The sequence below is a fragment of the Agrobacterium sp. 10T429 genome (assembly GCF_056393925.1).
The window spans coordinates 41,760-64,186 of sequence record NZ_JBFTGV010000015.1 but is presented as its reverse complement, the minus strand read 5'-3'; the positions used below and the strand labels follow the sequence as shown (position 1 = coordinate 64,186).

General features: G+C 55.3%; 19 protein-coding genes and 3 pseudogenes. 12 read left to right on the top strand and 10 right to left on the bottom strand.

All coding sequences use genetic code 11. The features are described from left to right. Positions 1-5 precede the first annotated feature (5 nt). Together AC1DCP_RS25005 and AC1DCP_RS25000 are read right to left on the bottom strand one after the other, a co-directional pair. The gene (locus AC1DCP_RS25005) at positions 6-362 is read right to left on the bottom strand and encodes an MmcQ/YjbR family DNA-binding protein (RefSeq protein ID WP_441360529.1); all 357 of its coding nucleotides are present in this window, start codon (positions 360-362) and stop codon (positions 6-8) included. A gap of 154 nt (positions 363-516) precedes the next feature. Further along, positions 517-1,449, bottom strand: a complete 933-nt coding sequence (locus AC1DCP_RS25000; protein ID WP_441360528.1) for an AraC family transcriptional regulator — start codon at positions 1,447-1,449, stop codon at positions 517-519. Positions 1,450-1,606: 157 nt separating this feature from the next. On the opposite strand from AC1DCP_RS25000, the gene AC1DCP_RS24995 reads away from it, so the two are divergent. Both AC1DCP_RS24995 and AC1DCP_RS24990 read left to right on the top strand, forming a co-directional pair. Beyond that, a complete protein-coding gene (locus AC1DCP_RS24995; RefSeq protein ID WP_441360527.1) occupies positions 1,607-1,993 on the top strand; it encodes a limonene-1,2-epoxide hydrolase in 387 nt (128 codons plus the stop codon). Between the two features lie 255 nt (positions 1,994-2,248). Next, positions 2,249-2,641 carry a limonene-1,2-epoxide hydrolase family protein gene (locus AC1DCP_RS24990; protein ID WP_441360526.1) on the top strand — a complete coding sequence of 131 codons (393 nt, stop codon included), beginning with the start codon at positions 2,249-2,251 and terminating at the stop codon, positions 2,639-2,641. Between the two features lie 68 nt (positions 2,642-2,709). Here AC1DCP_RS24990 and AC1DCP_RS24985 read toward each other — a convergent pair whose 3' ends face one another. Then, on the bottom strand, positions 2,710-3,636 hold the full coding sequence (locus AC1DCP_RS24985; protein ID WP_476774754.1) for a LysR family transcriptional regulator: 927 nt from the start codon (positions 3,634-3,636) through the stop codon (positions 2,710-2,712). 132 nt (positions 3,637-3,768) lie between these two features. Between AC1DCP_RS24985 and AC1DCP_RS24980 the strand changes: the two genes are divergently transcribed. Both AC1DCP_RS24980 and AC1DCP_RS24975 read left to right on the top strand, forming a co-directional pair. Then, on the top strand, positions 3,769-4,722 hold the full coding sequence (locus AC1DCP_RS24980; RefSeq protein ID WP_441360524.1) for an MBL fold metallo-hydrolase: 954 nt from the start codon (positions 3,769-3,771) through the stop codon (positions 4,720-4,722). 222 nt (positions 4,723-4,944) lie between these two features. After that, positions 4,945-5,597: pseudogene (locus AC1DCP_RS24975) on the top strand (alpha-hydroxy-acid oxidizing protein). Positions 5,598-5,719: 122 nt separating this feature from the next. On the opposite strand, the gene AC1DCP_RS24970 reads toward AC1DCP_RS24975, so the two are convergent. Both AC1DCP_RS24970 and AC1DCP_RS24965 read right to left on the bottom strand, forming a co-directional pair. Then, positions 5,720-7,258 carry an IS3 family transposase gene (locus AC1DCP_RS24970; protein ID WP_476774753.1) on the bottom strand — a complete coding sequence of 513 codons (1,539 nt, stop codon included), beginning with the start codon at positions 7,256-7,258 and terminating at the stop codon, positions 5,720-5,722. A gap of 60 nt (positions 7,259-7,318) precedes the next feature. Further along, positions 7,319-7,501 (bottom strand): hypothetical protein, encoded by a 183-nt coding sequence (locus AC1DCP_RS24965; RefSeq protein WP_441360522.1) that lies wholly within the window; start codon positions 7,499-7,501, stop codon positions 7,319-7,321. Positions 7,502-7,856: 355 nt separating this feature from the next. Here AC1DCP_RS24965 and AC1DCP_RS24960 point away from each other — a divergent pair, with 355 nt between their 5' ends. From AC1DCP_RS24960 to AC1DCP_RS24950, 3 genes are all read left to right on the top strand, one after another. Continuing rightward, the gene (locus tag AC1DCP_RS24960; protein WP_441360521.1) at positions 7,857-8,519 is read left to right on the top strand and encodes an amino acid ABC transporter permease; all 663 of its coding nucleotides are present in this window, start codon (positions 7,857-7,859) and stop codon (positions 8,517-8,519) included. Between the two features lie 2 nt (positions 8,520-8,521). Then, positions 8,522-9,295 carry an amino acid ABC transporter ATP-binding protein gene (locus AC1DCP_RS24955; protein ID WP_441360520.1) on the top strand — a complete coding sequence of 258 codons (774 nt, stop codon included), beginning with the start codon at positions 8,522-8,524 and terminating at the stop codon, positions 9,293-9,295. Between the two features lie 74 nt (positions 9,296-9,369). After that, positions 9,370-10,236, top strand: a complete 867-nt coding sequence (locus tag AC1DCP_RS24950; protein ID WP_441360519.1) for a transporter substrate-binding domain-containing protein — start codon at positions 9,370-9,372, stop codon at positions 10,234-10,236. A 50-nt stretch (positions 10,237-10,286) separates the two neighbouring features. Here the strand turns inward: AC1DCP_RS24950 and AC1DCP_RS24945 are convergent, their stop codons facing one another. The 5 genes and pseudogenes from AC1DCP_RS24945 to AC1DCP_RS24925 all read right to left on the bottom strand — a co-directional run bounded on the left by AC1DCP_RS24945 (position 10,287) and on the right by AC1DCP_RS24925 (position 15,024). After that, positions 10,287-10,634: a hypothetical protein gene (locus tag AC1DCP_RS24945; RefSeq protein WP_441360518.1), complete on the bottom strand. Its 348-nt coding sequence runs from the start codon at positions 10,632-10,634 to the stop codon at positions 10,287-10,289. A gap of 330 nt (positions 10,635-10,964) precedes the next feature. Then, positions 10,965-11,279 (bottom strand): annotated as a pseudogene (locus AC1DCP_RS24940) (SOS response-associated peptidase); the annotation flags it as partial. A gap of 198 nt (positions 11,280-11,477) precedes the next feature. Further along, positions 11,478-11,693, bottom strand: a pseudogene (locus AC1DCP_RS24935) (alpha/beta hydrolase-fold protein); the annotation flags it as partial. 3 nt (positions 11,694-11,696) lie between these two features. Then, complete coding sequence (locus AC1DCP_RS24930; protein ID WP_441360517.1) at positions 11,697-12,824, bottom strand: S-(hydroxymethyl)glutathione dehydrogenase/class III alcohol dehydrogenase; 1,128 nt, start codon at positions 12,822-12,824, stop codon at positions 11,697-11,699. A gap of 199 nt (positions 12,825-13,023) precedes the next feature. After that, on the bottom strand, positions 13,024-15,024 hold the full coding sequence (locus AC1DCP_RS24925) for an ABC transporter substrate-binding protein (protein ID WP_476764364.1): 2,001 nt from the start codon (positions 15,022-15,024) through the stop codon (positions 13,024-13,026). 256 nt (positions 15,025-15,280) lie between these two features. On the opposite strand from AC1DCP_RS24925, the gene AC1DCP_RS24920 reads away from it, so the two are divergent. The 5 genes from AC1DCP_RS24920 (at position 15,281) to AC1DCP_RS24900 (ending at position 22,067) form a co-directional block, all read left to right on the top strand. Continuing rightward, positions 15,281-16,411 carry an ABC transporter permease gene (locus AC1DCP_RS24920; protein ID WP_441360515.1) on the top strand — a complete coding sequence of 377 codons (1,131 nt, stop codon included), beginning with the start codon at positions 15,281-15,283 and terminating at the stop codon, positions 16,409-16,411. A 5-nt stretch (positions 16,412-16,416) separates the two neighbouring features. Continuing rightward, positions 16,417-17,313 carry an ABC transporter permease gene (locus AC1DCP_RS24915; protein ID WP_476764365.1) on the top strand — a complete coding sequence of 299 codons (897 nt, stop codon included), beginning with the start codon at positions 16,417-16,419 and terminating at the stop codon, positions 17,311-17,313. Next, positions 17,303-18,979: an ABC transporter ATP-binding protein gene (locus AC1DCP_RS24910; RefSeq protein ID WP_441360513.1), complete on the top strand. Its 1,677-nt coding sequence runs from the start codon at positions 17,303-17,305 to the stop codon at positions 18,977-18,979. The genes AC1DCP_RS24915 and AC1DCP_RS24910 overlap by 11 nt, the downstream gene beginning before the upstream one ends. Positions 18,980-19,170: 191 nt before the next feature. Next, positions 19,171-20,835 carry a choline dehydrogenase gene (locus AC1DCP_RS24905; protein WP_441360512.1) on the top strand — a complete coding sequence of 555 codons (1,665 nt, stop codon included), beginning with the start codon at positions 19,171-19,173 and terminating at the stop codon, positions 20,833-20,835. A gap of 101 nt (positions 20,836-20,936) precedes the next feature. Next, positions 20,937-22,067 carry an alcohol dehydrogenase family protein gene (locus AC1DCP_RS24900; RefSeq protein ID WP_441360511.1) on the top strand — a complete coding sequence of 377 codons (1,131 nt, stop codon included), beginning with the start codon at positions 20,937-20,939 and terminating at the stop codon, positions 22,065-22,067. Positions 22,068-22,427: the final 360 nt, after the last annotated feature.

The following is a 22,427-nucleotide window of genomic DNA, read 5'->3' as shown; positions in this document are numbered from 1 at the left end:
TCGACTTATTTCGTCAGGTCGTAGCTTTCGTCGAGAAGCGCGAAGACATCTTCCCTCGATACTGATCCATCGAGGACAACGGTAAGCCAGTGCTCCTTGTTCATATGATAGGCCGGCCTGAAGCCAGGCTTTGTCTTGAGGTCGTCAATTTTTCCCGGATGGCATTTGATGTCGATCACATCGACATCTCCTTCGCCTTTGAGAGCTAGCTTTTCCTGAGGTACATTCATGATCAGCCCAAACCATCTGTTGTCGTCGGTATGGCGAAGGATCGCGTACCGCGGAAACTTCTCGAACGGATAATCGGGTTTGGCGTCGAACTTCCTTTTGGCGTAGTCGAAGATTTCAGAACGTCCAATCATGAGAGATCTCCTGTGTTGTCCTGTGTGCCCGGTCCTTGTACATATACATAGAGTTGGCAAAGCCTTTCGTTCCAGGTTTTCACCCTTACCAAAGCCGACGGCTCGCAATGCCTGCAACATCGGGCTGCCGCCGAGATAAACCTAGCGTTTGACGTTAGTGGTCGCCGCTTTCGGCAACGTCTGGCCTCACACTAAGCGATTTCGGTCGATTGGTTCCCCCCAAGCCCGCCTTCGCTCTCTCGGTATCTTGACCCGGCGGTGCTCCGAAGAGACGCTTGTATTCACGGCTGAACTGCGAGGCGCTTTCATAGCCGACAGCGAACCCCACCTCGGCTGCGCTCACGTGGTCCGCGATCATGCGGCGACGGGCCTCGTGGAGCCGGATGTACTTTTGATACTGGAGTGGGCTAACGGCAGCGACGGATCTAAAGCGGTCGTAAAAAACGGACACACTCATGCCCGCAAGGTTTGCGACCGCCTTGAAATCGAGACGCTCGGTATAATGATCCCGGATCCAGGCCATGGCTTTTCGGATGTGCGCCAAGCGCGAACTGCTTCCGGCGATCTGACGGAGGAGGGTGCCGTGCGGCCCCATCAGCAGCCGGAACATGAGTTCATGCTCCAGGGACTGCGCCATGACCGGTATTTCAGCCGGGCGGTCGAGCAACTCCAACAATCTTCGCCAAGCCCCCACAAGCGACGCACTCGCGGCACTCACCCCGTATCCTGACGCGATCGGCAAATCAGGTATCGAGGCCATTTCGAGTATAAGATCCGATAGCACTACAGGATCGAGAAAGAGGCCGACCGCAACGAACGGCTTGTCCTTCGACGCCTCACAGACTTGGCCTAACGCGGCGATCTCAGCCGCCATGATCATGCTCTGGCCGGGGCCATACTCGAACATCTGGTCGCCGATGAACATGCGTTGGGTCCCTTGGATTACCAGAGACGCTGCAGGGTCGTAGACCAGGGGATCGACTTCGGTCGTATGGTCGAGGGTGTAAGCAACCAGCCTTGGCAGCTGTTGGTTTGGCCGTCCGGCATGCCGCACCGCCATTTCGCGGATTTCGTCGAGTTCGCTCATCAAGGCACGTTAGCTTGATTGCCCAGAATTATCAAACATTCCGGAAAATCAGGCAATGATGGCGGATAATCCGACATCGTGGCGTCGCGGTTCGTCCACTATTTTTAGGCTCAACAACGAGACCATTAAGGCCTCGAGATCAATTAAAGGAGCTACTATGCCCACCCCAATCAAAACTGTTTCGGCCTTTTGCGCTGCGTTTGTTGAAGACGGCGGAAGGCCAGCTGTCCATCGCTGGTTTACTCCCACCACGAGTTGGGTCAACGAAGGTGTTTCCGTGACAACGGGCATCGATGAGGCCATCGCCATGATCAACGAACTGGAGAAGTCGATGGGCATCGCGACGGTCCATATCGATATGCTCGCGATTGCCGCAGACGAAAACCGCGTTCTCACCGAAAGGCTCGACCGGTTCGAGCGTGCCGATGGCAGCGAAATCGGACGGTTCAAGGTCATGGGCATCTTCGAGCTCGAAGGCGACAAGATCGTCGCGTGGCGGGACTATTTCGACGTTAAAGCCATCGAAACGTTCGCCGCGCCTTGAGGAGCCCGCTCGCGGACGATGAAAAGGGGCGGAGGTTATTGTCTCCGCACCGAGCGCGCAATTCAACTCTAGATAATGAGCAAAAGACTACAGCTACTTTTCGATAGGCCGATCCCTCCGCTTAGGTCACTCTTATGAATTTAGACGTGGAGAGTGTTCAAATGTTATCTGCGCTTATAACCAGGCTGCTGGGATGGTTTAGGTCGTTGCTAGGTATCAGTCGCCCGATATATCATTCAAGTAAAGGACAACAGAATGCCAAAGCCCATCGAAATCGTCAAAGCCTTCTCCGCTGCTATCCCTGAGGAGGATGGCAAGGTCGCCATCCGGCGATATTTCACGTCCCAGACGGTTTGGGTCAATGAAGGTGTTTCGAGAACGACCGGCATTGACGAAGCCATCGCGTTTCTTCAGCGGCCAAACAGATCGAGGAGCGTCGCGGCAGTCCATTTTGACATGCTCGCGATCGCCGCAGACGGGAATCGCGTGCTCACCGAGCGACTGGACCGCTTTGTACGCGCCGACGGCAGTGAGATCGCCGCAATCAAGGTGATGGGCATATTCGAGGTGGAGGGCGACCATATCGTGGCTTGGCGCGATTACTTCGACATCAACGCTGGTAAAAAATTGTCAGATGATAAGAGCTAGCTCACTGGAGCCTTGGTCGACTCTATACAGATGTCCCGTCGCAAGCCTGCAAAACGATAGTCCAAGCTTCATCGCTCAGATCGGTTCAGAAGTGCGCCCAAGCGTGCGATGAAACAAGCAGCGGCAGGGCGCACAGGGTGGCCCGCTTTATATACTGAGTGGAACGGATAGGGGCGTTCCTCCCATTCGGCAAGACGCAGCCTTTTGAGATTGCCAGCGGCAATATCTTCGCTAATCAACGGTTCTGGCAAGTTACCCCATCCCAACCCTGCAAGGATTAGGTAGTGCTTCGCTCTGAGGTCAGAAACTCGAATAGTTTCGGTTGCAAGTACTGAGAAATCCCGCCCCGCGGACAATTTCGAATTATCCGATAGCACGACTTGCGTATGGCGCTGCGCCTCGGAGGAGCGTATCGCGTCCTCTTTATACGACAAGGGGTGATCAGGTGAGGCGACAGGCAGCAGCCTGGTTTTGCCGATATACGTATGATCGAGGCCATCTATCCGGTTAAAAAGGGGGCCACTAATACCGATATCGGTCTCTCCACTAAGAACGCTTAATGGTACGCCCCCAAGCAATTCGATGCGAAGCGAAATAAGCAAGCTCGGAAATTCTTCCCGCAACTCCTTTAATACAGCAACAACCCAGGATGCCGGAAGCAAGGCGTCAACTACTAAGCGCAGTTCAGGCTCCACTCCAGAAAGAAGCCCGTCCACCCTGGCGGCCAGACCATCCATCTCCTGTACTATACGCCTTGCATCGACCAGAACCGCTCTTCCAACCTCCGTAAGGACAGGACGCCGCTTGCTTCTATCAAACAATTCGACCCCACCAAGCTGCGCTTCCATGGCTGCTATCGAATAGCTAATGACCGATTGTTGCCTATTAAGATGGCGGGCTGCAGCCGCGAAGCCTTTCTCGTCCACGACGGTGAGAAAAACACTCATTTGGTCGAGTGTGGGTAGCTTGCGTCTTCTATCGATAAAACTGTTCATTAGGATAGACATTATAGGAATTTATCGATCAGTCAATTTGATGGATTTAGACGGCGAACCTGACGAAACCACTGCCGCCTTGCCGATCGTTGTCGTGAAGTGCAACGGCCAGACAATTAGATTGAGGGCCCCATGAAGATAACTACAGTCTCCACCGCGTTGCTGGCGGGATTTCTTTTCAGCTCGGCAGCACTTGCTGCGAGCGACGACGGTGTCGCAATGGACGCATCCAAGTATTCGGATCGGATTGTCAAAAAGGACTTCACCGCGGCCGCCTGCCCGGACAACCCGAGAGCTCTCGAACACATCAAGGGAAATCTCTATCGTCACACGACGGGTCCCGGACTGGCCGTCCACAGCGGTTTGGTACTTATCACCACCGAAGGCGCTTTAGTCATCGACCCCGCGATGACATGCACGTCAGAATGGCTAAAGAATGAGATTCAGAGTAAATTCCACGTGCCGGTAAAATATGTCGTGTACACCCACGCACATGCCGACCATATCAGCGGCGGACAGATTTTCCAGCAGGCGGGCGCAATTGTGGTAGCGAATGCCAGGGCTGTCGAGCCGATCGTGGGAGAGGGGATACCGACAGCGCTCCCCGACAAAGTGTTCGATGAAGATATGACGATCACTCTCGGAGGCGAGAAAGTTAATCTTCATCGTGTCGCAGGCAGCCATTCCGACAGCATGGTAATGGTGTCGTTTCCGAAGGATCGGGCTTTGCAGTGCACCGACGTGTGCGAGAGCAAGTCGATGCCATATAACGACTTTCTTGACTTTTATTATGAGGGCTGGGTCGAGACGCTTGATTGGGTGATCAAACAGGATGTCGATTTCATTGATGTTGGCCATTACACACCTGCTGCTAAGGCAGATATCGTTGCAGAGCGCTCGTACATGGTTGATCTGCATCAGCAGGTGCTTGATCTTGTGCGTCAGGGACAGTCCTGGGACGAACTGTATCGCAACATAAAGTTCAGTCCTGAAGTCCAGTCATGGACCGCATTCAGCACAATGAAGACCTTAAACGTCCTCGGCATGTATCGCTGGGTCAGCAATCATCGTCGCGGCAATTGGTAATGAAGCCGGTAAACGCATAGCCGGGCTTCGATCACGAGAAAATTGGCCTGCCAAAAGCATCAACCTCGAAACCGACCTGCTGGGCCATAGGCTGCCCTTTTCGATTATGGTTGCTCCTATGGGTGCCCAGATCTTTGCCAGTCCCATCCCCGAACTCGCCGCAGCTGGTGGAGCAGGTATGGCGGAGCTCTGTATCAATCGTCCGGGGCATCAAACAGGCCGTTGGAAGAGATTGCGGAGGCAACAACAGGGCCTAAATGGTTCCAGCTTTACTACAATGCCGATGAAAAAGTTACGCAGAGCCTTCTGGACAGAGCCCGTAACGCTGGCTACAGCGCTGTCATTCTCACGGCGGACGCCTTGGGTCCAGGCGCCAGCGACGAGTTCATTCGACTTGGCCGACCGTTTCCCAGCGAGTTCACCTTGGCAATCACGACCCGCGTTACGGTGGCACCGGTGACTTCCGCAATAAGAAAATTGATCTGACTTTCGATGATATTGGTCGTGTCAAATCGATGTCTCGCCTCCCCGTCGTTGTGAAAGGTATCATGCGGGGTCCCGACGCAGACGCAGCGATCAAAGCCGGGGCAAGCGCTGTTCAAGTTTCGAATCATGGCGGTAGACAGTTGGATGGATTACCTGCCTCGATTTCCGTCCTGAGCGAGGTGGTGGAAGCTGTAGGAGGTCGCGTTCCCGTCATCTTCGATAGCGGCATCCGTCGCGGCATCGATGTCGTCCGCGCTCTGTCGCTAGGTGCGACGGCCGTCGCAGTAGGTCGTCCGGTTCTGTTTGGGGTGGATGCCCCCTTCCGGCCGGCATCGGCGTATGATGCCTGCCTAGCGCCATTGTGGCGCTCACGGAGGGAAAGCAGATGACACAGGTGAATATCCTTGCGATCGACCTCGCGAAGCGGAGCTTCCAAGTCTGTGGAACGGATCGCTGTTGATTTTCACTGAGAAGTGACCCGGCGGGGGTGCGGATAAAAACTTGGACTGATTTATAAGATCAGGCCGAGACTTTTACGATATTCGACCGGGCTGAGTGAGCCCAGCGATATCTTGATGCGCTTCTCATTGTACCAGCAGATATAGGCATCCACCTCGCCGACGAACTGTTCGATGGTCATGGCCTTCCACTCCCGAGGATAGAAGAGTTCGTTTTTCAACCGGCCGAAGAAGCCTTCGCACGCGGCGTTGTCTTGAGAGCAACCCTTTCGGGACATCGAGCGAACCAGTTTCGCTTCGCTGATCCGGGTCAGCCAGCCTGGCCAGCGGTAATGAGCTCCGCGATCGGAATGAACGATTGGCCGTTCTTCAACTTCGGTCACGGTCACAATGGCTGCATCCAGCATGGTGTTGACCAGCCCTGCATCGGGTTGCGTTCCAATCGACCAACTGATGACCATGCCGTCGAAGCAGTCGATGATAGGCGAAAGGTAGACCTTCCCAGCTGGGATCTGGAACTCGGTGATGTCTGTCAGCCACTTCACGTTCGGCGCATTCGCATGGAAATCGCGATTGATTATGTTCTCGGGCGCCGGACTGATTTCTCCCATGTAGGATCCGAAACGCTTTCGACGTGGTCTTGCGACCACCAGCTGCTCCTGCTTCATCAAGCGCTGGACCACCTTTTCCGAGATTGTCACGCTCTGCCTGCCCAACGACTCCTGTAGTCTGCGATAGCCGTAACAACGATGGTTCGTTTCAAAGATTTCCGTCATGCTGCGGCGGATGGCGACATATTTGTCTGCCAGGCCCGCACGGATCCTGTGATAGAAGTAGGAGCTGCGCGCCAAGCCCAATTGGGCAAGCAGTTCCGGCACTMGATAGATAGTCCTAAGAGCGTCAACCAGCTGTGTCTTCTCCCGATTACTCAGGATCTGCAGATCGACGCCCAGGCCTTTTTTTAGCAGTTCATTGGCCTTCTTTAGGAGGTCATGCTCGAGTTGCAATTGGCGGACATCGCGCTGGAGGGCTTCGAGCTGTCGCTCGAGTTCTTCACGTTCTGGCGCTTTAGCGTTGGTTTTGCGGCGTTTCATGGATGAAGAAGCCTCATGACCGAGAAGCTGGTCTCTCCAGCTATACAATGTCGGCCTTGAGACGCCCAGCCGGTCAGCCACCTGTTGAGCGCTTTGATCTCCACTACAGAGACCTATGACCCCTACTTGCCGGATCTCATCGGAATAGCCACGGCGCCAAGATCGACCAACCATGGATGAGCGCGCCTCCGGAAAGGCCTCCCGGACCCATCCGGTTAAAGTTCCGCGACCAGGGTAGCCAAGCGCCCTCATCGTTGAAGAGATGCAACGATCGTGAGTGCGGTAATGCTCAAGGGCAGCCTGCTTTTGGGCCTCGGAAAATTTTGGTGCTCGAGCTACCGCCTGAACACGCAAGTCGCGATTCTCGACGTGCTCGCGGTACCAACCCCTCAAAGCATTCTTTGTGGGATAACCCAACTGCCGAATGGTTGCCTTGAGCCGCTTGCCAAGCCGGATGTAGAGCTCAACGGCTCGAAGTCTGTCTGCGTAGGAATACATGAACTACCTCCTGCTGGTGGTCCAAGTTTTCGTCCGCACCCCCTATCCTGCGCTACCGGGTCACTTCTCAGTGGCAATCAACAACCAGCGGTCGCGAGCGTTCCCCGCTTTGAGTGTCTGGATCGTTCCGAGCTTATTAAAATTCGCCGTCATTGCGACTAGCCGCTGGTGGACAACTTTGTCGAGGATGAGTTGATCGTGCTCTTGGCTACGTTCGCGCTCATCGCGAGCATTGGCCAGCATAAGAACTTTGGTTCAATTTCCTCGATCTATCGGCGACGAAGGGATTGTTGTGATTGATGAGCATGAAACGGCGTTGGGCAAGATCGCTTCCGTTTTGGCACGCTTGACGATGTTGCGTCTCATATACCTTGTAGTACATCAGATATCGTGTTTGGTATGTGATGGTAATTTGATGATGAATAGCGAATGACGAAAGCGTGCTCCTGTTGACAGCATACGTTTGTGAATTTATAGATACGCATTAGTTTGTATTATAGACTACAGAGTCTATCTTCCGTACGGTCGGACTAGTTGGCGCGCCCTTTTGAGCCTCAGGCAGACGGTAAATTTAACAGCAGGGTTATGCAGGGTTATCATGTACGTTTGGGACTTAAATGTAATCTGGGACTATAAAGGGCTGCTTCTAAGCGGTCTGCTATATACCGTCGTGTTTGCGCTGCTGACGATCATAGGTGGCATGATATTCGGACTGAGCGCGGCGTTTGCGCGGCTGTCAGGCAGCTTGTTTCTGATCGCACCATTCGCAGCCATCACCGAACTCTTCAGATGTACGCCCCTGCTCGTAAGCCTAATCTGGTTCTACTATGCGCTGCCTGCTCTTCTTGGCGTCGAGATTAGTGCGAGTGTTGCCGCTTTCTGGGCGTTGTCTTTGTATGGTGGTGCATTCTACGGCGAGATCATCCGGGGCGGCATCAAGTCAGTCGACGAAGGCCAGACCGAAGCCGCAAAGGCCTTGGGGATGAGACGAGGCGCTGTCATGCGCCGTATCGTGTTGCCCCAAGCACTCAAGAAGATGGTTCCTCCCTTGGTAAACCAGTCCATTATGCAGTTGAAGAATACCTCGCTTATATCTGTCCTCGCGCTGCCAGACCTCATCTATCAGTCGCAGTTGATCACACATGAAACTTACCGACCGCTTGAGTTGTACTCAGCTGTCGCGGTGCTCTATTTCCTCATTCTGTTTCCCGCGACTCTTCTGGCTCGACGCCTGGAGATCAAGAAAAGTATGGGAGCGTGACCATGCTAGTGTCTTCCAATGAAACCGTCGTTCGCGTGTCGAAGCTCAACAAGTATTACGCCGACCATCGAGTGCTGCAAGACATCGATTTCAGCGTCAAAAAGGGCGAGGTTGTTGCACTGATCGGGCCATCTGGATCCGGTAAATCAACGCTTTGCCGATGTCTTAACCTCTTGGTGGCCCCAACAACCGGCAGTATCGAAGTTTGCGGCAAATTATTTGAGTTCCAAAAATCGAGCCGCGCCCCAAAAGATAATAGCTTATCGGCGTTCCGCGAACAGATCGGCATGGTGTTTCAGAGCTTCAATCTCTTCCCCCACATGACGGTAATCGAAAATGTCATCGAAGGCTTGGTGACAGTGAAGAAGCGCAAGAAGGCTGATGCGAAGCAGGAAGGTCTCGCATTGCTGCAGAAAGTCGGCCTGAGCCCAAAAGCGAATGATTACCCGGCGCAGTTGTCAGGCGGACAAAAGCAGCGCGTCGCTATCGCTCGCGCTTTGGCAATGAAGCCAGAGGTCATGTTGTTCGATGAGGCTACATCGGCGCTCGACCCTGAATTGGTGGCCGAGGTGCTTAGCGTGATGAAGGATCTCGCCAAAGAGGGAATGACCATGGTCGTCGTCACGCACGAAATGTCATTCGCGCATGACGTTGCGGATCGAGTGCTGTTTATGAAGGAAGGCTTGATCGTCGAAGACGCTAGATCGAACGACTTCTTCGCAGCACCAACAACCGACGCGGCTAAAACGTTCTTATCTCACTATGTAAGGCCGTAGCCGCTGGAAGTGAGTACCACGAACCCTGAAAGTTCGCTGGCGTTGTTTGAACAAACAAAATAAGGGGAAGTTCATTGGAAAAGATTGATAATACTCGGAGCCGTAGAGGATTCGGTAAACTGGTTCTCGGTGCAACGGCGACTGCTGCTTACATCGGAGTTCAAACAAAGCTTGCCAGCGCGCAGCCTTCTGACTCTAGAATTGACAAGATCAAAGATCGCGGCGTCCTTCGGGTCGCAGCACCTGTTGGCGAGCCCCCGTACTTCGTCAAGGACCTGAAGAGCGGCGAGATCATCGGCGCGGCTGTCGAGATGGCCAAAGACATCGCGAATATTCTCAAGGTCAAGGTTCAGTTCGTCGACTCGACATGGGGCGACCAGATCCTTCAGCTTCAGACCGACAAGGTCGACATTGGTATGGCTTCGACGCACACCGGTGCTCGCGCCTTGGCTGTCGGATTCACGATCCCTTACTTCAATCAAGGTTATGGGGTTGTCGCAAAGCCTAATGTTGAAGCGAATAGCTGGGCCGACATAAATAAGCCGGAAATCCGTATAGTGACCGACATCGGCTCCACGCAGGAATTTGCGGCGCGTCAGAATGCTCCGAAGGCAACAATTACTTCATTCCCAACTCGCGATGAGGTGATACTCGCCATGCAGTCGGGCAGGGCAGATTGTGCAGCATTTGCTGCCATACCCGGACTTGCAGCCTTGAAAAAAACGCCGCAGCTTGGTCGCTTCCTGATGCTGCGCGATCCAATGGTTGCGATGCCGACGGGCATTGTTATCCCAAAAGAGACCAATAGAGACTGGCGTGATTTCCTGGACGCCTGGATTGAGTACAACAAGGGCGCTGGGCAGATTGGCGCGTGGATGCGTGGTGGGCTTGCGCTGGCAGGCGTCAAAGCAGAGGACATTCCGCCAGAGGTAATTTTCTGATCCACAGGGGCGGGGTTATGCTCGCCCTTTTTTTATTCGGAGCTTGCAACCTAAAAACAAAGCCCTATCGAAAAATTGTTACTTGTTCTTATATCGCTGTTATCCACCCGACGCTGGTTATGCCGATTCAGTATTTGGGCAGGAAGTTGGCCAAGCGCGTAGAACAGGGCGTAGATACCAACGATCAGACCCGCCTGTGTTCGAGAGGCTGAATTCTTCCTGGATACGGTGAATGCAATGTCGATATCGGCCCCGTCTGCCGCCGCTAACGCATACCGATAACCAGCCAGCGAAAGCGTGAGCTTCGGTCGCCGGATCGGTGAGCGCCGCTGATAGCCGGGCGGCGTGGAATACGGCAGATCATGTTTTCGCAGCAAGCCCCCAACCCGGTCAGTCATCGAGTGTCTGCAGACAGTGCTCCTGTTTGTCGAAAAAACGATCGATCTCAAAGGAGAGCACGGGAAGAAACAACTCCGCCCGACCATCTGGAAAATAGTAGAAAAGTCGGCTGCTGCTAATTTTGGCAACAGCTTTCACGTCCTGCAGTGTCGTATGTGCAAGACCTCTGACCTACACGACAGTAGCGGCCGAGCAGAGCATCCTCCCAGTGCAAGTCAGGTGGATTTTGGATCGGTCTTTGCCAAGATGCAGGCATTGAACGCAAGCGGCGCTGGCCGTTAGAGGTGAAGCTGACCATCCTGGCGCAAGCAGCTCAGCCTGGCGCGCGTGACCTTTCGGACACTCTGCCACTGCGGCAAATGGATGCCGGCAAAGAACATCAGCGGTTTGGTTGCGTCGCGGGCGCACCACGTATTGGGCACGTTTCCGCCATCCTCCTGGCTGGCCGGATCCGGTTCCGCGAAACTTGTAACCGGGACGAGGCATCCGTTTTCGACACCGAACCATCGTCTCCAGTGCGGGAAACTGAGCTTGCGCACATTGGTTGTGCCACGATCGGCCTCCATGCGGATCATCTCGTCGAGATCGAAAGGCTTGCCCTTGGCTTTGGCGGCCTTCTCAAGTGCGAAGCGCGGGGAGGGCAGTCAGTTGCCCGAAAGCCTGAATCCACTGCCGGATGAATGGCTATGCTCATTGATGCTCTCCTTCCCTCCCTGGCCGTTTGCGATATGCCCGGCCGAGCTCTGCAATCAGTCTGCTAATCGTTGCGCGTGCCAGCGCAGATGGTCCTGCATAAAGGTCGAAGTGAAAAAGTAGGAGTGGCCGTAGCCTTCCTGCATGCGAAGCTGCAGGGGAAGCCGCCGATATTCGCCCTTGTCCATGACATTGGCATGCGTGCAGGTCGGGCCGGACAGGTACCACAGCACCGGGCAATTGCCCCCGGCGGCGTGCGGCGGCAGGTATACCGCGAAGGTCATGTCGCAGCCGCAAGAATCCGAGCGATGGACATAAACCCCTTGAGTACCGCCGTAAGACTTGTCGATGGAGATGGTTTTCATGGCTTAGTAGACCACCACGCCGCGGATCGATTCACCCGAATGCATCAGCTCGAAGCCCTTGTTGATGTCTTCGAGTGGCATGGTGTGGGTGATGAGCGGATCGATGATGATCTTGCCGTCCATGTACCAGTCGACGATCTTGGGAACATCGGTACGACCGCGGGCGCCACCGAATGCAGTGCCCATCCAGTTGCGGCCGGTGACCAACTGGAACGGACGCGTGGAGATTTCCTGACCGGCACCGGCCACGCCGATGATGATCGACTTGCCCCAGCCGCGGTGCGAGGCTTCCAGTGCCTGACGCATGACCTTGGTGTTGCCGGTGCAATCGAATGTGTAATCCGCACCGCCGATGGTGTCGCCATTGCGCTTCGTCATGTTGACGAGGTAGGGCACGATGTCGTCGCCGACTTCCTTCGGGTTGACGAAATGCGTCATGCCGAAGCGTTCGCCCCAAGCCTTGCGCTCATTGTTGATATCGACGCCGATGATCATGTCCGCACCGGCAAGGCGAAGACCCTGCAACACGTTGAGGCCGATGCCACCGAGACCGAAGACGATGGCGGTGGAGCCGATCTCGACCTTGGCAGTGTTGATGACGGCGCCAATGCCAGTCGTCACGCCGCAGCCGATGTAGCATATCTTGTCGAATGGCGCGTCGGGATTGACTTTGGCCAGCGCAATTTCAGGCAGAACCGTGTAGTTCGCAAAGGTCGAGCAGCCCATATAGTGGTGAATCTTGTCCTTGCCGATGGAAAAGCGTGATGTGCCGTCCGGCATCAGGCCCTGGCCCTGCGTGGCGCGGATGGAGGTGCAGAGATTGGTCTTGCGCGACAGGCAGGAATAACACTCGCGGCATTCGGGCGTGTAGAGCGGGATGACGTGGTCGCCCTTCTTCACAGATGTGGCGCCCGGTCCAACGTCCACAACGATACCAGCACCTTCATGGCCGAGAATGGCGGGGAACAGACCTTCCGGGTCGGCACCTGAGAGCGTGAAGTCGTCGGTGTGGCAAATGCCGGTTGCCTTGACCTCGATCAGCACTTCGCCGGCCTTGGGGCCTTCGAGCTGCACGGTCATCACTTCGAGTGGTTTTCCTGCCTGAACGGCAACAGCGGCGCGAACGTCCATCGTTGAGTTCCTTTCCGGATTTTCAGTTGAGATATGTGCCCAAGCCGAACGATCAGTTTGCTCGATCGTCCCGCTTGGGTCACTTGAGAGCCAAGCCCTTATCGACCGCGGACATCATCGCGCGGGCTTCAATTCTGTCGTGAGAGGTACGTGGTAGAGGAACGAGGCGCTGGCGTTTCCGCAAAGCGCCCCGGTTTTGCTATTCCTCAAACCACCAACGATTGATGCAGCGGAACCCGTCGAGATCGCCGTCCGACGACAGGGCCTCTTGATGCTTAACCTTGGATTTGGAAGCCCAGACGTAATTCGCGAACATTGGGATGACGGAGCCGCTCTCATCGTGAACGAGTTGCTGCATCTCGTGATACATGCCGGCCCGCTCCTTTTCGTCAACGGTTCCGCGAGCCTTAATCAGGAGTTCGTTAAAGCGATCGTTTTCGAACCGGGTTTCGTTCCACGTAGCGCCTTTCGAGTAGGCGAGCGTGAACTGCGCATCGGCCGACGCCTGTTGTGTCCAGTAATCGGCAGTGAACGGCTTTTTCATCCAGACGTTTTCGAAATAACCATCGTCGGGTTCGCGCGTCACATTGATCGTGACGCCGGCTTTCGACGCAGAGGCAGCAAAAAGCGCGGCGGCGGCGTTCGCACCCTGGAATGCGGCTTCCGAAACGCTGAGCGGGATCTCCAGAGACGTCAGTCCTGCCTGCTTGAGATAGTACCTCGCTTTGTCCGGATCATATTCACGCTGTGGAAGACTGCTGTCCCAATATGGGTGATTGGAGGCAATGGGGTGGTCGTTCCCGAGGGTACCGTGGCCAGACAGAATCTTCTCGAGCATTTCTTTTCGGTCGATGGAGTACTTTACTGCCTGGCGAACGTTCTTGTCCTTGAAAGGATCGGTATTCGCCATCATGCCGAAGATGTAGTAGCGTCCACTTGGAACGTCGTCGATCGTGATGCCCTTGACGCGCCTGAGCATGTCGAGCGTTCTTAGGTCGATGGCATTGGCCACGTCCACTTGTCCGACCCGCAGGGCGTTCATGCGCGCAGCGGCATCTGTGATGATGATCACCTCTGCGGTATCAAAGAAGCCGACGTTTTCCTTGTCCCAGTAATTTGGGTTTCGCTTGAAGCGGATCCTTTGTCCCGGCTCAAAGCTTTCAATGCTATAAGGACCAGTGCCGTCCGTGGTAGTGACGTCGGCTTTGCCGTCCTTCGATGGCACAATCACAAAACGCAGATCCCTTAGAATGCTTGGAAAATCGACGTTAGCGTCCTTAAGCTTGAAGATGATTTTGTTCGGAGCTTCGGCGAGGATATCGTCGACCGCCGCCAGCGCCGACTTGGCGGGAGAAGTGGTGTCCGGACCGCGATGTCTGTTGAACGAAGCGACGATATCATTCAACTCGAGCGACTTTCCACTATGGAAAGTCACGCCCTGCCGGATGGTGAAAGTCCAGGTCTTGAGATCGTCGGAGTGTTCCCATTTTTCAGCGAGATCGGGAACAATCTCTCCGTTCGCGGCGCGTTTCGTCAAGTTGCTGCGGGCGGTAGCCATCGTCAGATAGGCGGAATCGTAGAGAACATTCGCGGGATCCAGGGTATCCTGCGAGGAGCCCCCAGATAGGCCGATCTTGATATGGCCGCCGCGCTTCGGCGCGGCGAACGCCGCCTTCGGCGCGGCTGACAACAGCAAACCAGCCGCTGCGGTTTTCATGAGTGTTCTTCGTTTGATTTCGAGCATTTGTGTTCCCCTTTTGCGATATCGCTTCATTTTAATTTGAGCGTTGAACCTAGCCGCATAGATACAGAGCCCCTCCCGCAACCTGCGGGAACCAGGCAAGGGCTGTGTCAGTTGAGGACGTGAGAACCGGCGGAATGGCCAGGAATGATACCGCGGGCGAACGTGGCGAGACTCGCGGAGCGTCGTCCCCTCAGTGAAGTTGAACTCGTCCGGCATGCCTCTCTCCCAGAAATGGATGAAAAGTGAACTCATCCCATTAAAAAAAGACGCATAAGTATGTAATTCAATCCAGCAAGTCGGGTATGAAGTCAAGCTCGTTCGTGGAAGCGGCTTCAAAATGTTTGCAGCCACCCGCAGCTCTGACCAATCGAGGCAGCGATTACTAAAAGCGAGGAGCGGGATAATCGTCAGCCAGTGCGCAAACCGCTTTATTGTCCCGGCTTCGATCAGCGCCATCAATGTCCGCCGGCGACGAGCAAACAATTTCCCTCAAGGGTTGTCCGTAATCCGCGCTGACCTCCATGAGTGTGATGTTGGACATTTGAAGATTTTCCTTGTACCGCCGGGTTATTTTTTATACGTATGAGTACATTGAAGGCCACCGCAGACATTATAAAGGAACGCGTGCCTGCGGAACGGGCCCTACGCTCTGAAGTAAGAACAGTCTTTCGATTAAGTTCAGGAGCGAGGACACCCAAGGGAGAGTTAAGGCATGGAACATCACACCGTGGGTCTCGGCGGGGAGAATCTTGCCTCGGTAGCAATAGACCGGCCAAGCGGACGGTCAAATGGCGTGTATGGACGTCTTGCACGGCTGATTGGACAACGCGCACTGCTCGCGATCACATCGCTTTTCGTCGTCTCAGTCATCATCTTTGGATCGGTTACGCTTCTTCCCGGCAACTACGCAACGGCCGTCCTAGGTCAGTCGGCGACGCCGGAGACTGTCGCTGCTTTCGAGCGGGAACTTGGGCTCGACCGCCCTCCGGTGGAGCGCTACATTACCTGGATTAGCGGCGCGGTGCGCGGCGACTTTGGAGCATCGTTCACAAGTCGCGGCGACAACAAACGCTATGTAACGGCGATTGTCGCTCCCCGGCTTTACAACACCCTTTTCCTTGCTAGTTTCGTAGCCCTCATAGCGGTTCCGTTATCGATATGTCTCGGAATAGTTTGCGCTTTTTATAGAAACGGTTGGGTAGACCGGGGACTGAACAGCGCGACGCTAACAGCTATCTCGGTCCCTGAATTCTTCGTCGCATACATCCTGACCTACTTCGTCATCATGCGAGACAATTTTGCGATGACAGGATTGGCGCAGGTGCTGCCAGAGTGGCTTTCGCAGGGCATCGCCGTCGTATTCAGCTATATCCCAGCATTCCCGATACTGGCCGACGTTTCCCCAGACATGGGGATCGGCGATCGAATTTGGATGTGCATGCTTCCGGCGATGACACTGGCCTTGGTGACGATTGCATATATGATGAGAATGACGCGGGCGGCCATCATCAATCTCCTCGCCACCCCGTACGTGGAGATGGCCTACCTAAAAGGAGTGAGCCCGTTCTCGGTCATTGTACGGCACGCGCTACCGAACGCTTGGGGCCCTATCGCCTACGTGGTTACGGTCAACCTGGCATACCTGATCACTGGTGTGGTCGTGGTGGAGGTTGTCTTCGTTTACCCCGGCGCCGGGCAGCTGCTTGTCGACGGCGTTCGATCGCGTGACATACCGGTTGTACAGGCCTGCACGCTCATCTTTGCGAGCGCATACATCCTGCTCAACCTGATCACCGATATCGTAACTATCGTAACCAACCCAAGGCTACTTCACGCGCGATGACCAATATGAACAACATCGAAACCGTTACACCCGCGCTGCGTACGCCCTTTAAACCGGGCCGTACCCGTCGCACTAAGCTCCGCAAGGCCCTTATCACCGCTCCAATCAGCGCTTGGTTTGGCTTGGTCGTTGTAGCCACTTATGTTGCCGTGGCTCTGTTCGCTCCCCTGATTGCTCCCTATGGCGAAGCGCAGGTATTCCCCGAACCATTCGCACCTTGGAGCGAGCAGTACCTTCTTGGAACAGACCAATTGGGCCGCGACGTCTTCACTCGTCTGGTCTACGGTGCACGGAACACCCTTGGTATTGCGGTCCTGACGACTGCGTTGTCCTTTTTCATCGGGGTCTCGCTTGGGGTCGTGGCCGCTTTGCTCCGGGGATGGGTCGATCAAGTCCTCTCGCGATCAGTCGATATCGTATTGTCGATCCCCGGTCTGATTTTCTCGCTGATGCTTCTGGCAATCTTTGGATCAAACGTCTGGAGCCTTATCCTCATCATCGCTGTCCTGGACTCGACCAATTTCTTCAGATTGGCACGCACCAGCGGCTTGTCGGTGGCATCGCTGGAATTCATTGAAGCAGCCAGACTACGTGGCGAGCGCTCGCACTGGATCGTCTTCAATGAAATTCTTCCGAACATTATGCCTCCGCTCATCGCGGAAGCGGGTCTACGTTTTTGCTTCGTCTTCCTGACGATCTCAGCGTTGTCCTTCCTCGGCGTTGGCATACAACCACCGACAGCCGACTGGGGATCCATGGTGCGCGAAAACGCGACACTGATCACCTACGGCGACGTCACCCCACTTCTGCCCGCAGCGGCCATCGGCCTTCTGACGGTAGCCGTAAATTTTGTTGTCGACTGGCTCTTGCATAATCTGAGTGGGCTTAAAAATGGGCAATGATAAACGCAGCTTCGATACGCGCTCCAAAGGCGGCGATCTTCTCGAGATCAGAGACCTGCGGATCGACGGGTACAGCAACGACCGCTGGCACGAGATTGTAAAGGGCGTTGACCTCACGGTTAAGCGCGGAGAGATTGTCGGCCTTATCGGAGAGTCGGGAGCGGGAAAATCTTCACTTGGTCTCGCGGCAATGGGCTATGCCAAACCCGGATGCAAGATCGTTGGCGGCCAGGTATTGTTCGATGGCGAGGATCTTACGCGCTGTTCGGAAAAGCGCCTTCGGGACCTTCGTGGAAACCGGATCGCGTATGTTGCGCAGAGTGCTGCTGCGGCGTTCAATCCGGCCAAGCGCCTTATTGCGCAAACTATAGAAGCGGCGGTTCGCAGAGGCATCAAGTCCCGTGAAGAGGCTGAGGCCGATGCGATCGAGCTCTACCGAGAGCTACATCTGCCCAAACCGGAGGAGATCGGCTATCGTTACCCGCATCAGGTCTCAGGCGGGCAGCTCCAGCGCATAATGACCGCAATGGCCATGATCTGTAAGCCGGACCTCATCATTTTCGATGAGCCGACCACAGCACTGGATGTGACCACACAGGTCGAGGTTTTGGCGTCGATCCGGTCGTTGGTCGAGCGCCACCACACCGCCGCGCTTTACATTACCCACGATTTGGCCGTTGTTGCCCAGATGGCGGATCGAATCAAGGTTCTTCGGTACGGAACCACAGTCGAAGAGGCGCCGACGAACGAGATGATTACCGAGCCCAAAGAGGACTATACGAAGTCCCTTTGGGCCGTTCGGAACCTCTACAAGGAGCCGACGACGTCAGAGGACTCGTTGCTCTCCGTTCAGAACCTTACGGCATCCTACGGGACGCACCAGGTGCTGCACGACATCAATATCGTGCTGCCTAAGGGGCGCACTGTCTGCGTTGTCGGCGAGTCCGGCTCTGGGAAGTCGAGTCTTGCGCGTTCAATCGCGGGATTGTTCCCTCCCACGAGTGGTTCGGTCTTATACTGTGGACGGCCGCTTCCAAGCTCGCTTCGAAGTCGCGACCGATCGGTGCTGAAAAAGATCCAACTCGTGCACCAGATCCCTGATACAGCATTGAATCCACGCCACACCGTCGGCGAGATTCTCTCCCGAGCGATCCGGGTATTCAAGAACATCAAGGGTGCTGCGCTCGTTGCGGAAACTGTCAAGCTGCTTGAGCGGATAGAACTCGATTCATCGTACTATGATCGTTTGCCATCAGAGCTTTCGGGGGGGCAGAAGCAGCGCATCTGCATCGCCCGAGCACTCGCCGCGGATCCAGAACTCATTATCTGTGACGAAGTGACGTCTGCGCTCGATCAGGTGGTTCAAGAGGGCATCCTCAAGCTGCTAACTGATCTGCAACGCGACTCCGGTGTCACTTATATGTTCATCACGCATGACATCAACACGGTCCGTGCTATCGCTGACGAAGTTATCGTGATGAACGACGGCAAGATCATTGAGCAGGGTCTCAAGACCGATGTCCTGAACCCTCCATGTCACCCCTATACCGAACTCCTGCTTTCGTCGGTTCCAAAAATGGAGACCGGTTGGCTGTCTTCAATTCTAAGTGCGCGGGCGGGCTCATCGACTGCAACAGCAGAAAAAATCCAGAAAACTGCCGTGTAGCCGCCGATATCCGAAAACTGGACGTAGCAGTCCCCGGGGGATGGCGAGCGGAGAATTCGAAGGTCTGCACTTGACGCCTTCGGCCCCCGAGAATACTAATTAGACTAAATTCCTACTCGTCAGTTTGTGATGGTGACTTGTCGCCGATACCGGGCGTGAGGAACTTGAAGAACTCTTGGGAGCGTCGCTACATGCTGAAAGAATACGACTTCATTGTTGTCGGCGGCGGATCGGCTGGATGTGCCCTTGCGGCGCGGCTCAGCGAAGACCATTCAGTATCGGTGCTCCTGATCGAAGCCGGGCCGGACGCCAGCCCCTGGCAGATCAGGATGCCTCTTGCCGTCGATAGTCTTCTGACCTCTACCAAGTACAATTGGGGATTTGAGTCCCAGGCCGAAAAAGGTCTCAACGGAAGAACGATGAGCCATCCCCGCGGCAGAGTAATTGGCGGCTCTTCGGCGATCAACGGGATGGTGTACACGCGAGGCAATCCGCAAGACTACGACGAGTGGCGCGACGAGCATGGATGTACAGGCTGGGGTTACGCCGATGTTCTCCCGTACTTCAGGCGGATGGAAACCGCCAAGGCAGGCGATGACCGCTACAGGGGCAGAACGGGGCCGCTGCGCGTGACGCGGCCAAAGCCAAACAATCCGCTGAACGCGGCGTTCCTCGAAGCGGGAAGGGCACTCGGCTATCCCATTTCTGACGATATAAATGGGCCTCAACATGAGGGCTTTGGCGTCGCTGAGCAAACCATCATCGATGGTCAACGGAATACAGCCGCGGCGGCATTTCTGAACCGTGAGGTACGATCTCGTTCGAACCTGACGATCACCCCGAGAGCACTTGTCGAAAGAGTGATCTTGGAAGGAAAGCGTGCAGTTGGCGTTCGGTGCAGGATGAACAACGGCTCCCTGACGTTCACCGCACACCGCGAGATCATCCTCTGCGCCGGGGGTGTCGGCACTCCTCACATTCTTCAGCTTTCGGGTATCGGACCCGCAGAGGAACTGCTCAAGCACGGAATTCCTGTGGTTCACAATGCTGCCGGAGTTGGAAGCAACCTTCAGGATCATCTTGATCTTCCGGTTCAGTTCTCCTGCAAACAAGCTGTTAGCCTGAGACGGGCTGCGGCATGGCCGAACAAGGGCCTGGTCGGCGTAAACTGGTTTCTGTTTAAGAAAGGCGTTGCAGCGAGCAACCAGTTTGAGGTGAGCGCCTACATCCGCACAAGAGCCGGTCTATCAAAGCCCAATCTCAAATTTGAATTTTTCCCTCTAAGCATCTCGCACGACACTTTTAAGCCGCATCCGCAGGAAGCCTTCCAGATCCATTGTACTGCGGAGACTTCTTTTGCCCGCGGGACATTGCGTCTTCGCTCCAAAGACGCCTCACAAATGCCCCTGCTTCAGTTCAACTATCTGTCCGACGAACGAGACATGCAGACGTTCCGGGAAGCGATCGCCCTGGTTCGTGAGCTCGTTGGCACTGCTCCTTTCGAAGCTTTTAGAGGCGCGGAGATTGAACCTGGAGAGGCGGTCCAGAGCAAGGAGGCACTGGATGCCTGGATCCGCAAACGCGCCACAACGGCATTTCACATAGCAAGCACTTGTGCGATGGGCCGAAGCAGCGACCCCAAGGCTGTGGTGGGTCCCGATCTAAAGGTACATGGCGTGGAGGGCCTCCGGGTGGCGGACTGCTCTATTATGCCCGTCGTCGTTACCTCCAATCTGAATGCCTCGGCCATGATGATCGGAGACAGAGCTGCGGATCTGTGTCTCGGACGTCCGCAGCTAAGTCCATCGAACGAGCCCTACTGGGTCAACCCGAACTGGCAGACAAGCCAACGCTGACGCTGTACGTGCCGCGCGGAGCGGAAGGTTTCTGAACTGAAGTTGACTATGTGAGCTGTTCTATTTTCACGGCTCCAACATTCTTAGAAGCGGAGATACTCATGGATGCCAAGGTAACCGTCCCCGAAAAAATGCGCGCCGTTCTGCTCACGGGCTATGGTGGCATCGACAAGCTCGAGTATCGGGACGACGTTGCAGTTCCACTGCCCGAAGTAAGCGAGGTGCTTATCCGGGTTGGCGCTTGCGGGGTCAACAATACCGACATCAATTTGCGCACTCGGTGGTATGACCGCGCAGTCAATGAAAGTCTGTCCGAGGATGTCGGCCTCAGAGGCGCAGATGCCAAGGGTGAGGATGACAACGACACAAAAGGAACATGGAGCTCCCAGGCTGCTCTGTTCCCGCGTATTCAAGGGGCCGCGGTAGTTGGTACCATTATCAAGGTCGGTGCCGGCGTTGACGATTCCAGGATCGGACAGCGGGTGATCGTCGATCCTCAGGTGAGAGATCTTGCGCTACCGGAGCGCGCGCAGTTGATTGCTTATCTTGGCGGAGACAGGGACGGCGGCTTCGCAGAATTTACCGCGGTGCCCTCGGAGAATGCTTATTCAATCGATAGTTCGCTGAGCGATGCCGAGCTGGCAACGTTTCCGACATCTTACGATACCGCCGAAGAAATGCTTGCACGGGCGCGTCTGGGGAATGGCGAAACGGTGGTCATAACGGGGGCTGCAGGCGGTGTTGGCACCGCGCTGATCCAGCTCTCACTCATTCGCGGCGCACGCGTCATTGCCATTGCCGGCGCTGCAAAGAAAGAGCGTGTTCTCTCGCTCGGGGCGCATCATTTCGTTGCGAGAGAAGGCAAAGACGTTCGGGCAGATATCGAAGCGATCTCCGGAGAAAATGGCGTCCACGTCGTCGCGGATGTTGTCGGTGGCCCATTCTTCACCGACAGTTTGAAATTGCTTGCCCGTGGGGGTCGTTACTCGACGGCAGGTGCTATCGGAGGGCCGATCCAACCTATCGATCTTAGAGACCTGATCTACAAGGATCTGGAAATGTTCGGGATTACGTGCCCCACACCAGAGACGTTCCGCGCCGTTGTAGATCATGTCGCATCCGGTCGGTTGAGACCCCTGATCGAAAAAACATTTGCACTGCGCGATCTTCCACTCGCCCAGACTGAATTGGTAAAGCGTAATCACGTCGGAAAACTGGTCATAGTTCCCTGACGCCATCAACGGGTCGATCAAACTCGCAGCCATTGCCCTTGCAAACAAAATGGCAAGGATCATTTGGGCGGTGATGACCGCGAGGAGACCTACCGACGCACAAGTATCGATCGCCAGGATCAGATGGATGCTGGCGGTCGTAAGTGCAGCGGCAGTGAAGGCGTGGATGACGCGACAGTTGATAGACGAGCTCAGGACACCGAGCTGCGGGCCCTTCGAGCGCGTCAGTTTGTTATGAACCCGGTCCCTCAATCTGATCTGGACCAGCAGCGAGATGAGCCACCTTTATGCAGACCCGACGCATGCAGCCGCCGACTTTCGCGCGCCAAATAAGCCTCTTGTTTGACGGGAGCCATTCAC